The sequence below is a fragment of the Brevibacillus sp. BC25 genome (assembly GCF_000282075.1).
Taxonomy (GTDB): Bacteria; Bacillota; Bacilli; order Brevibacillales; family Brevibacillaceae; genus Brevibacillus.
Genome location: NZ_AKIX01000061.1, coordinates 1 through 11,290, shown reverse-complemented (window position 1 = coordinate 11,290; position 11,290 = coordinate 1). Strand labels below are relative to the sequence as shown.

The 11,290-nt window shown below is 47.4% G+C and carries 12 protein-coding genes; 2 read left to right on the top strand and 10 right to left on the bottom strand.

What is annotated here, in order from left to right; all coding sequences use genetic code 11:
• From PMI05_RS17775 to PMI05_RS17745, 7 genes are all read right to left on the bottom strand, one after another.
• Positions 1–434 (bottom strand): S-adenosylmethionine:tRNA ribosyltransferase-isomerase (locus tag PMI05_RS17775; protein ID WP_007724537.1); only part of this gene is annotated, 434 nt, incomplete at its 3' end.
• Between the two features lie 43 nt (positions 435–477).
• The gene (locus PMI05_RS17770; protein ID WP_007724536.1) at positions 478–2,412 is read right to left on the bottom strand and encodes a SpoIID/LytB domain-containing protein; all 1,935 of its coding nucleotides are present in this window, start codon (positions 2,410–2,412) and stop codon (positions 478–480) included.
• Between the two features lie 158 nt (positions 2,413–2,570).
• Positions 2,571–2,789: a DUF2905 domain-containing protein gene (locus PMI05_RS17765; protein ID WP_007724534.1), complete on the bottom strand. Its 219-nt coding sequence runs from the start codon at positions 2,787–2,789 to the stop codon at positions 2,571–2,573.
• A complete protein-coding gene (ruvB, locus tag PMI05_RS17760) occupies positions 2,786–3,784 on the bottom strand; it encodes a Holliday junction branch migration DNA helicase RuvB (protein WP_007724532.1) in 999 nt (332 codons plus the stop codon). Before ruvB ends, PMI05_RS17765 begins: the two co-directional genes overlap by 4 nt.
• A 4-nt stretch (positions 3,785–3,788) precedes the next feature.
• Positions 3,789–4,406 (bottom strand): Holliday junction branch migration protein RuvA, encoded by a 618-nt coding sequence (ruvA, locus tag PMI05_RS17755; RefSeq protein ID WP_007724530.1) that lies wholly within the window; start codon positions 4,404–4,406, stop codon positions 3,789–3,791.
• Positions 4,403–4,903 (bottom strand): crossover junction endodeoxyribonuclease RuvC, encoded by a 501-nt coding sequence (gene ruvC, locus PMI05_RS17750; protein ID WP_007724528.1) that lies wholly within the window; start codon positions 4,901–4,903, stop codon positions 4,403–4,405. Before ruvC ends, ruvA begins: the two co-directional genes overlap by 4 nt.
• Positions 4,904–5,208: 305 nt before the next feature.
• Positions 5,209–5,400 (bottom strand): hypothetical protein, encoded by a 192-nt coding sequence (locus PMI05_RS17745; RefSeq protein WP_007724527.1) that lies wholly within the window; start codon positions 5,398–5,400, stop codon positions 5,209–5,211.
• Positions 5,401–5,532: 132 nt separating this feature from the next.
• Between PMI05_RS17745 and PMI05_RS17740 the strand changes: the two genes are divergently transcribed.
• Positions 5,533–6,618: a hypothetical protein gene (locus tag PMI05_RS17740; RefSeq protein WP_007724525.1), complete on the top strand. Its 1,086-nt coding sequence runs from the start codon at positions 5,533–5,535 to the stop codon at positions 6,616–6,618.
• Positions 6,619–6,703: 85 nt separating this feature from the next.
• Here the strand turns inward: PMI05_RS17740 and PMI05_RS17735 are convergent, their stop codons facing one another.
• Positions 6,704–7,276, bottom strand: a complete 573-nt coding sequence (locus PMI05_RS17735) for a BofC C-terminal domain-containing protein (protein WP_007724523.1) — start codon at positions 7,274–7,276, stop codon at positions 6,704–6,706.
• A gap of 216 nt (positions 7,277–7,492) precedes the next feature.
• Here PMI05_RS17735 and PMI05_RS17730 point away from each other — a divergent pair, with 216 nt between their 5' ends.
• Positions 7,493–9,481, top strand: coding sequence for a bifunctional 2',3'-cyclic-nucleotide 2'-phosphodiesterase/3'-nucleotidase (locus tag PMI05_RS17730; RefSeq protein ID WP_007724521.1), 1,989 nt, complete (start codon positions 7,493–7,495; stop codon positions 9,479–9,481).
• A gap of 55 nt (positions 9,482–9,536) precedes the next feature.
• On the opposite strand, the gene PMI05_RS17725 is transcribed toward PMI05_RS17730, so the two are convergent.
• Together PMI05_RS17725 and PMI05_RS17720 are read right to left on the bottom strand one after the other, a co-directional pair.
• Positions 9,537–10,565, bottom strand: coding sequence for a phosphotransferase (locus PMI05_RS17725; protein ID WP_007724519.1), 1,029 nt, complete (start codon positions 10,563–10,565; stop codon positions 9,537–9,539).
• Between the two features lie 294 nt (positions 10,566–10,859).
• Positions 10,860–11,290: hypothetical protein (locus PMI05_RS17720; protein WP_039960961.1), on the bottom strand; the 431-nt coding region annotated here is incomplete at its 5' end.

The window sequence follows — 11,290 nt, the reverse complement described above, 5'->3', positions numbered from 1 at the left end:
AATTGGTCGAGAATCTCATAAAAAATTCCCTCGTACAAAAAGCGCACGATTCGCCCACCCGTCTCTGTCACGTCTTCACAAACACATCGCAATAGACCGTTTCCAAAAACCACTTCTGTCCCATGCTTCATCCGCTTCCCGGGCTTCACCAGCGTCTCCCAGCGATCGTCACCAAGTGATTTCAACAAAAGGATTTCTATTTTTGCACCAGTCTCAGCCTTTTCCCCAATCAATCTGGCAGGTAAAACGCGGCTGTCATTCATGACGAGTACATCCCCTGCTTGGAGGTGATCGATTAAATTGGTAAATTGCTGATGAACGATATTGCCTGTTTGTTTCTCTAACACGAGCAATCTCGATGATGTTCGGTCTTCTAGCGGGTGCTGGGCAATCAAATGCTCCGGCAAATCAAAATCAAATTGTTGCACGTCCACGAAATCGTTACTCCTTTTTGCGGTAGATCTTGTGGCAAACGACTTACTTTTCGATTGTCACATCCTGGTAGTAGTGTTGCAAGATATCTTTGTAGTCATACCCTTCCTCTGCCATCGCACGAGCTCCGTATTGCGAAACACCAAGTCCGTGCCCAAAGCCAGTACCTCGGAAGATGAATTGCGAGCCATTGACCATTTCTACTTCAAACTTCGTACTGCGCAGAGGGGAGCCACCTTGTTGAAAAACAGAACGGAAAGCATCCGGTGAAGAAACGACGATCGGCGTCCCGTTTGCTTCCATCGCGATCACACGTCCAGATGGACCGCGTTCTGTTACTTTCAGACTCGTTACGTTTCCTGAAATGCGTGGAGCTTTGTTCTTGTCATGCGCGGCATTGATCATGGCTGCAACCTCTGTAGCAGTAAACGGACCACGCGTCCACGAATACGCATTTTCTTCTTTTACTTCTGAGAGGATCGTTACTTCTGCGCCTGTAGGGAGTACGGACAACACACGATGAGTCGTTGTACTTGGACCTGAGCGCAAATTGGTATTCTCGGTCGAAATGACCGCCATTCTTTTTCCTTCTGAATTGCTCTGGCCTGTTTCCGTTACCAGATCATTTCTTACATAACCGAGCGTTCCATCTGCTAAAGCCACGCGGTACCATACGCTCGCATTGTCCATTGGATATGTGTCTTTACTCTCGACAGATCGCAAATAAGGAACCGGATTGCCCCATACTTCTGTGCCGTCCGCCGTCATACCGCCTGCATTGGAATAGAAGAGTGACTCTGCTGGCTTGCCTTGGTAGTAAATGATATCGCCTTCTGTATCGTCGACGGCCTCACGTACATCATCAGACTCTTTTGTATAGCCATAATACGCCTGTTCGAAAACCGTGTCGGATACATTGGCAACTCCATACTTATTACCTTGCCACACAGCACGAGTTCTCGATAGGACTGCCTGTGTTTTCAATGCTTCCATCGGCCAGCCTGGAGCCATTTCAGAACCAACGACTCCATACAGATACTCTTCCATTGGAAGCTCATTTACTAGCGTCAAGTGACCATTGTATTCCGATAGCTCCATCTCACCGCGATATGTGCGCTGCTCTCGTTCCACAACGCCAATCACTGATTCATCGCCTGCTTTATTTGCTTCAACAGTTAGCTTAACTTGAGGAGAGAATACATACTTCCAAATCACTTCATCCGGTGATCCGTATACATCCTGCTTCAATATAACATAAGATTGGCTGTCTGGCTCCTTATAGGACAAAGAAGGAAATGCGGCGTTTGCTCTTCGCTTCAATTCTTTCACAGCATCAGGACTACCCTCGTCGCCGATCCAAACCGCATATTTGACTTTATCCCCATCTGATACCATCACGGGATAAGCAGGAATACCTGCTGCTTCAAATGACGCTTGCGATTCCTGTGCTTCTTTTAAACTTTTGAATTTACCCGCTTCGAGTCGAAGTGGACCTTTTACCAGCGGATTCTGACCGATTGCCTGGGCAACTGTTTTTGCCTGATTGGCTGCAGCCTGATACGTGTCATACGTTCCACTTACGACCTGATAGACGGTCTGACCGTTGCGCTTTGCCACCTGGATTGAGCCCTCGTATTTGCGTTGGCTCATTTGCTGTGCAATCTGCTGTGCACGATTCCAGTCACCTGTTTCGGCAACGATCAGATGATATTCATCAACCCGGTAACGGGCTGCATCTCCCTTTAATTCGGGTAAATCTGCTTTGCCTTCGGGTCCATTGAGTACGACTTCCATTCCATTTTCAGCCGTTAGCGTCACGGAAGGAACTACTCCCCGATAGCCTTGTCCTGTATCCACAAATAGCGCAACCCTAATATTGTCGCCGGCTGCCTGCGCTGGTACTTGTCCTCCTACGAGAACTACTGATAGCAGGCCCACCGAAAGGACTTTCCCCATCCATTTCTTTCTCATGTCGTCCATTGTCCTTTCTCCACCTGATTTTCAACAAAAATTGGCATGTCTTCCCATGTTTTTCGACAATCGCAGGCTGATCTCCTGCCTTTTTCGTAAAATGGGACCAAACGCCCGCACGCAAAAAAGCCACCGGAACGATGAGCTCCGATGGCCTTCACACTTGCCTATTTAAACAGCCGGAATAAATACATGCCAAGAGACAAGACGATGCTAATCACAATACAAGTCACAATCGGAAAGTAGAACTTGACGTTTTCCTTTTCTACCACGATATCTCCCGGCAAACGCCCCAGTGGCAAAAATCTGCCTCCTACCTGCCACAAAAGACCGATTACGATTAATGCAGCACCACCAATAATAAGTAGCTTGGCTATAGGATTCACGATTTCATCTCCCGACCAAAGTGTTGGTACGCACTCGGAGTGAGAACACGCCCCCGCGGCGTCCGCTGCATGAAGCCAATCTGCATGAGGTATGGCTCACAAACATCTTCCACCGTTTGCGACTCTTCTCCGATTGTTGCTGCGATCGTATCCAGTCCAACCGGTCCGCCGTCAAAGCGATCAATAATCGCTAGCAATAGTTTATGGTCGATATGATCCAGACCGCAGGTATCCACTTGCAATCTTTCCAGCGCTTCTTTGGCAATCTCTGTTGTAATGACACCTTCGCCTTTTACTTGAGCAAAATCGCGAACCCGCTTCAGCAAACGGTTTGCCACCCGGGGTGTTCCCCGTGAACGTCTGGCAATCTCCTCTGCTCCGCCTTCTCGAATGACGACCTGCAGGATGTCGGCTGCACGGGAAACGATAAAGGTCAGTTCCGGGACTGTATAAAACTCGAGGCGATTTACAACCCCAAAGCGATCTCGAAGCGGCGCAGACAGCATGCCAGCTCGCGTCGTGGCCCCGACCAATGTAAACGGCGGCAAATCCAAACGGACGCTGCGAGCACTTGGCCCTTTACCGATAATAATGTCCAGCGCAAAATCCTCCATAGCCGGATATAGAACTTCCTCGACGCTTCGGTTGAGCCTGTGAATCTCGTCAATAAACAGGACATCCCCTTCTTGCAAATTCGTCAAAATCGCTGCCAAATCACCCGGACGCTCAATTGCCGGACCAGACGTCGTGCGGATATTCACACCCAGCTCATTTGCGATAATTTGCGACAAGGTCGTCTTCCCTAGACCAGGCGGACCATACAGCAGTACATGATCCAGCGACTCTTTCCGCATTTTGGCTGCTTCAATAAAAATCTTCAGGTTTTCCTTCACGTGCTGTTGACCGATGTATTCGTTTAAATAGCGAGGACGGAGGCTCAGCTCCGCCGCATCTTCTTCCCAATTCATATGCGTCGTGATGATCCGAGAATCCAAAATCCTACCCCCTCATGAGCAACGCAAGCCCTTGTTTGATGAGCTTTTCTACACCATCGCCCTCTTTTGATTTCTCAGACAGCGTGTTTCTGATTTTTTGCAGTTCACCATCAGAGTAACCCAGTGCAGTCAATGCATCGAGTGCTTCGTTCAGTGCAGACACAGCTTGCTCGCCTGCTGTCAAATCACCCGCTGCAACAGTCAAAATCGCAGATGGTGTGTACCCTACCAATTTATCCTTTAAATCGAGGATAATGCGCTGGGCTGTCTTTTTCCCAATCCCCGGAAATTTCGTCAAATAGGTAACATTCTCCTGTTGAACCGCCATCACCAGCTGCTCAGGCGTCGCCGCAGCCAGAATGGCCAATCCGCCCTTTGGACCGATTCCGCTAACATCAAGCAGCTTGCGGAATAAATCGCGTTCGTCACGGGTAGCGAAACCGTACAGCAGAATGGCATCCTCCCGCACATGGTGGTGGGTAAACAATTTAGTTTTGCTGCCTTCATTTCGAACGAATTGATACGGGTTTGGACAAAACAGTCGATAACCAATTCCGCCCGTTTCGATAACTATGTATTCCGAATCGAGATAACTAAGTGTACCTTCTACAAAATCAATCATTTCTGAACCCCTTCCGAAATGGAAATGAACGCGCGAAACTGTGCGTGCGTAATAGCAATGCCCAATGCGTCCGCCACGTCGTCAGGCTTTGGTACTTCTTTTAACCGCAATAAAAGCTTCGTCATTTCCTGTATTTGCTTCTTCTCTGCTCCCCCGTATCCAGTCACGGCTTGCTTGACCTGCATTGGGGTATATTCATAGACCGGCACACCAGCCAGCTCTGCTGCAAGTATAATAACCCCTCGCGCTTGACCGACTGTAAAGGCCGTCGTCACGTTTTTATTAAAGAAGAGCTTTTCGACGGACATTTCATCGGGACGATATGTTTCCAGAAGGCTCTGCATCGCCTCAAAAATCTGTTTCAATCTAAGTGGCACTGGCAATCCTGCTTCTGTCTGAATGCTTCCATATTGGACGGGACGCAATTGGCTGCCCTCTTTATCCACAACGCCGAAGCCAACAATCGCAATGCCAGGGTCAATTCCTAAAATGCGCATAGTCCACTCTCCGTGAGCAAAGATTCTACTCTCTACTGTAACACAAAGCATCCGAAAAGCGAACGTGTATTTCCATTTTATAATCAAGTTCAAATAGTCGACTTTTCAGCACCGAGAAAGTGGCGAGAACCTGAAAAAGGAGGAGCGGAGTGTAGGTACCTACATGAGCACCGGACTTTGAAGGTGAACGTCTCTTTCGATGTCGTATTATCCAACAGGATTACTTCGTGATCAAAAGTCGACTTTTTGAACAACCTTATAAAAAACCCGCTTCCTCATTAAAGGAGCGGGTTATACGGTGTCTGTTAGTGTTTGTTCATTCCGAATGAATCCGACACATCATGCTGCATGTGGGCATAGTCGTCTACGCCACTCTGCATGTGCTCTTTGATCTTGTTGATCTGTTGGTAATTGAGCTTGTTGTGCCCCTGGTTCAACTGAACGTACAAACGCTGATGGAACTGGTCTTTGTAGCTACCTCTAGGCATGGTAGACATGGTCTAAAGACTCCTCCTTCGATCACCGTATGAAATCAGTATGGCGTAAGAGCAATGGTGTTATGATACCAAGATTTACGCCACATGAACCAGACATCTTATTGAAACGATAAGCAGTGGAGGTGTTGGTTGTTGCGAAGCAAAGTCCTTATTTTTTGTATATGCCTCTTCATAATCGCACTGTCAATGCCGCACTCTGTGTTTGCCAAGGTCAAGAATGACATCACGGTCACCGTTTCGGTGTCACCTGAGTCCTCCTTCCAAACGACCATGTCCTTCCGTGATCAAAAGCAATTTACGAGGCGACTATTGGGCTCAACTACCGAAGTCGCCTCCTATAACCCGCACTGGGTACGTGCTACATTGACCGTAAAAAAACGAACGTATGTATACGATCACGATGGCCAGCTTTATGAAAAAGAAATGCCTCGTCGTTATGTATTGGCAAAGGAAGTTCGCCAGCGGGTTGAAGAAATGGTCAAGTCCGTAGAGGTCGTCCATTTTGCGCAAGCCATTCCCTGGGAACAGGTGAAAAAAACGTTGAAACGGATGGAGTTCGGTACCGTGATTGATTTGGAAACAGGCCAACGTTTTGATGTCCAGCGCAGAGCAGGTAGTCGCCATGCCGATGTCCAACCGTTGACACGCAAAGATACACAGATCATGAAGAATATTTATCAGGGGAAATGGTCGTGGAAGCGCAGAGCCATTCTGGTAGAAGTAGACGGAACTTATTTTGCAGCATCCATGCACGGAATGCCTCATGGCGCTGGTGCGATTAAAGGAAATGAATTCCCCGGGCATTTTTGCATCCACTTTTTCGGCAGCTCCACCCATCGACGCACAGAGCCCGATCCCAGTCACAGCATGATGATTCTCAAGGCTTCCGGAGCACTTGCGACTACAATAAAAGGGGCGTCTCCTGAAGAGCTCGTCGGCTATTTCCTCACGGCTCTGCATGAGCACGACACCCATGCGATGCGAATGACAACAGACGGATTCTCACTTCCTGAAGGGCTATCCGCGATCGAATCTGTGCGATCGTCAGAAATCGTCATCCCGTCAGACGAACGCGGCCCCTTCTTGATAGAGGTTCCTGTTCGACTCACATACATCGCCCGGGATAGTGGTAATTTTCGACGGACATGGAAGTTTCTTTTGCGCCGCGAAGTACCGGGGGAACGCTGGCGAATCATTGCGGTTGAGCTGAATCCATAGCAATGGAAACAAAAATCCCTTTCCAATCCAATACGTGCTTGTTACACGAAAGGCTCGAAAGGGATTTCTTTTGGTCTACCCGTTTTCATTGGCCACTCCATTGGTATTCGCCATAGGTGGACAATACACTGTTATACTCTGCCAAATTACGAATGCGAATCCCCCGTTTCAGATTCTCCCATTCCTCTTTTGGCAGACTCGCTTCCATTTTTGCAGTATCGATTCGATAAAAGGTTTGCACGACATCTTGTTCAGCAGGCAGACCATGAAAGAGAGTTAGCATGCCGTCCGCAGCTATTCCCATATGTCCATTCTCCTTGCATGCTGGCGCTATATCCTGCTCGCGTTTCATTAAGATCATCTTGATAGGTTCTGCTTGTACAATTTCCCATCCATTATAGTTGCCCATGACGTCTGCCAGTTGATTGGTATGAACAGACACATGTTCTTCATCTCGCACCCCACACAAATAATGGCGAGCTAAAACCAGTTCATACGAATTACCTACGACTACATCCGCTTTTCCTGTATGGTTCAGTAAACGAGCCAGACCCGAATCGTTTCCGTCCTTTCCTACTAACAGGATGCCGACTACGACGCCCGTGGCTAATGCTGCACCCCACGTCGCGTAAACCATCCACCTTTTCTTCTCAGTCACATAGAATCCCTTCTTTATATAGGTTTTTATTCCTATCGTTTCCACAAAGATAGAGGGACATACGCGACCAACGGGGGATTGACGTTGCATTTTTTTATTTTTGTCAATACAAAAAATTAATATACTATTTCATCAAGCTATCTATCCAGCTTCCGAATCTAATGATAAACTATTTTTGCTTGGCATTATTGTAAACTTATGGAGGTCATTTCAAACATGAAAAAAACGAACAAAAAAATGCTGACTGCTTTCCTCCTCAGCACTTCTTTGGTTGTTGGCGCACTCTCTTTTCCTCTTACTCCTGTAAGCGCGCAAACAGATTCTGTCCTCAAGCTCCGCCTGTTGGAAACGACTGATATCCACACAAACATCGTTAACTATGACTACTATCAAGACAAAAACACAGACGAGTTTGGCCTCGCAAAAACAGCGACATTGGTCAAAAAAGCAAGAGAAGAAGCGAAAAACAGCATCCTGATCGACAACGGTGACTTGTTGCAAGGTAACCCATTGGGCGACTACGTGGCAAAAATCGACCCGTTGAAAACTGGAGATACTCACCCTGCTTATAAAGCAATGAACCTAATGGACTATGATGTTGCTAACATCGGTAACCACGAGTTCAACTTTGGTTTGGAGTTCTTGGACACCAGCTTGAAGGGTGCGAAATTCCCTTACATAAATTCAAACGTCTATGTAGATGACAAGGACAAAAACCCGGACAATGACAAAAACATGTACACTCCTTACGAAATCCTGGAGCGTACTTTTAAAGATGAGAGCGGCAAAGATGTAAAACTCAAAGTAGGCGTAATCGGTTTTGTTCCGCCACAAATTATGCAGTGGGACAAGGCTAACCTAGAAGGAAAAGTAATCGCGAAGGACATCGTGGAAACCGCCAACAAATTCGTACCTGAAATGAAGAAAAAAGGTGCGGACATCATCATCGCGGTTCCTCACTCCGGAATTGGCCCTATCGAGGGTGGTCCTCAATTGGAAAACGCTAGCTACCAGCTGAGCAAGGTAGATGGTATCGACGCGATCCTGTTTGGACACTCCCACTCCGTATTCCCTGGCCCTGGATTCGATAAAATTCCAGGCATTGATGCAGAAAAAGGAACGATCAACGGTAAACCAGCCGTTATGCCTGGCTTCTGGGGTAACCACCTCGGCGTGATCGACCTGACGCTGAAACAAGAAAAAGGCAAATGGAAAGTGGCTGAGTCCGCTACAAAAGTAGTTCCTATCTATGACAAAGCTAACAAAGCATCCTTGGCTGATGCAGATAAAGCTATCGTAGATGCAGTAAAAGAAGATCACGATAAAACAGTTGAATGGGTTCGTTCTGCTGTAGGGAAAACATCTTCCCCGATCTTCAGCTACTTTGCACTTGTACAAGATGACCCATCTATCCAAATCGTAACCAATGCACAAAAATGGTTCGTTGAGAAAAACGTGAAGGGTACAGAATACGAAGGCATTCCAGTTCTGTCTGCTGGTGCACCATTTAAAGCAGGCGGCCGCAACGGAGTAAGTTACTACTCCAATATCCCAGCTGGTACAATCGCCATCAAAAACGTATCTGACCTGTACATCTACCCGAACACATTGAAAGCAGTTCTGGTCGATGGAGCTACGGTGAAAGAATGGTTGGAGCGCTCCGCTGGACAGTTCAACCAAATCGATGCGAAGAAAACAGATGAGCAACCACTCATCAACGAGTCTTTCCCAACGTACAACTTTGATGTAATCGACGGTGTTACTTACCAAATCGATGTTACACAGCCATCCAAATACGCTGTAGATGGAAAAGTAGCAAGCAAAGATGCAAACCGCATCAAAAACCTGTCTTTTAACGGCAAACCAGTAAAACCTGAAGACAAATTCATCGTCGTAACCAACAACTACCGTGCAAGCGGCGGCGGTGCGTTCCCAGGTCTGAATGGCAAAAACATCGTAATCGATTCTCCAGATGAAAACCGTCAAATCGTAATCGACTACATCCTGAACCAAAAAAATATCGACCCAGCAGCAGACAACAACTGGTCTTTTGCTCCAGTAGATGCGAAGCTGAACGTTACATTCACTTCTTCTCCTGACGCGAAACCATTCGCTGAAAAATTGTCCAATATCAAGTTCATCAACGTATTGGAATCTGGGTTTGCGAAATTCTCTATTGATCTGTCCAAGCCTGCTTCCAAGTAAGCTTGTCAACAACACAAACATCCCTCTTTCGAGAGGGATGTTTTGTTTTATCCGACTATCCGACAAAATGGTAATGACCCCATGGAGAGTGCTGGAAAATTCGTTCTCCATCGTTTAAAAAGCGTTGGCGATTCGCCATAACTTTGCCTTCCATTTGGATCAGCTGCATGACGCCCTTCATATGGTAACCCGGGCGCTGACTATACAAGCCCGTTACTTCCCGCAAGAAATTATCCGGATAGCGAAGCAATTGATGAACAGCCCAAATCTGGGTATCAGATAAATAGTTGACGTTACTATAGGCTTCCATCGCTTCCACAAAGGAATCCATGCGGTACTCTTGCATCAATAGCATCCGCGACATCAATTGTACCAGGTCAACAAGCTGAAGATCATGACCTACTGTATCAAGGTCAATCAAATAGCAATTGCCTCGCTCCGTAAGCAAAAAGTTATGACTCGCCACGTCTCTGTGCGCGAGTGTCCCCTTCTCCATGGCTAAAAACATTTCTGGCGTCAAAGGCAACTTGTAGGCAGATTGCAGCAGCTCCTTGCCATCTCGAAGAACATGATCTGCCTGGTGCGAAATGAGTTGCTCCAGTTTTGTCTGGGGTCCTTTCTGTTCAATCGACCACATCAACCGCTCAAAGTATTCCAAGCGACTCTCCCATTTATCTAAAAGAGCCGGTTTTCCTTCATACGCATACGTATGAGCAATAGGAAAATCCTGAGCTGCAACATGAAAACGGGCCAATGTTTCTGCTGTTTTTTTGACATCGAAAAGAGAAGCGTTATCTGCTTCATGCCCATCAATCATTTTCATGATGGTGTAATGACGGTCTTCATATGCAAAAATTTTGGACCCTTCCTGATTCGCCACATACTGCACGGTATGATGAAAGCCCTTCTCATGCAGTGCATCCGCTAACTCTGTCACCCACACAGCTTTTTCGACCTGCTTATATCCTTTGAGTATCCAGTGGCCCCGGTCTGTTTTTAACAGGTTGACGTTTCGCTTCGGCTTCACCCCGTAGATTTGACAGCGAAAAGCCTTTTCAATGGTGGATAAGATTCCTTTGTTCATCCCATACCCTCTCAGTAAGAAGAGGAATCTTCATGCCCATCTCCCCAGTTCGGCCAAACCCCTTGTTCAGGCATGGAAGCCATACACGGGGAAGGCGGGAACATCATGTTATTGTGAATCTCCTGTGGAGAACGATTGTACCTGCCTTTTCGTCCTCTGTACTCCGGGACTTCAGAAGAACACTCACATGATGACGACTCCACTGGTTCCGGGCACACAGGCTTCTTCGCTCGTGGCCGCTTTAATGGCATGGGTGGAAATGGTGGTGGGCATGGATAAGGAAACGGCATCGGTCTAATCGGTGGTGGAACGATTGGAAATGGATTGATTGGTCGAATTTGTTCTGGACTCACAATCGGTCGTCGATTTGGATAAAACGGCCCAATCCACGGATTCCCGAACGGTGGGCAAGGCGGAAATGGCGGAAATGGTGGGAATGGTGGCATGAACGGCGGTGGGAATGGCGGGAATGGACGCACCTGTGGCATTGGCCTGCGCTCTTGCTCTGGACTTACCCTCGTCGATGGCTTCATCTTCTGTTGCGGGCTCACTTTTGAAGGTGGCTTGAGCTGCTGTTGTGGGCTCACCTTTGAAGGCGGCTTCTGCGGCCGCAACGGACTCACCCGTGGCGGTGGATAGTTTGGCTGCATTGGTTGCAATGGACTTACTCGTGGTGGGTAGTTTGGCTGCATTGGTTGCAATGGACTTACCCGTGGTGGGTAGTT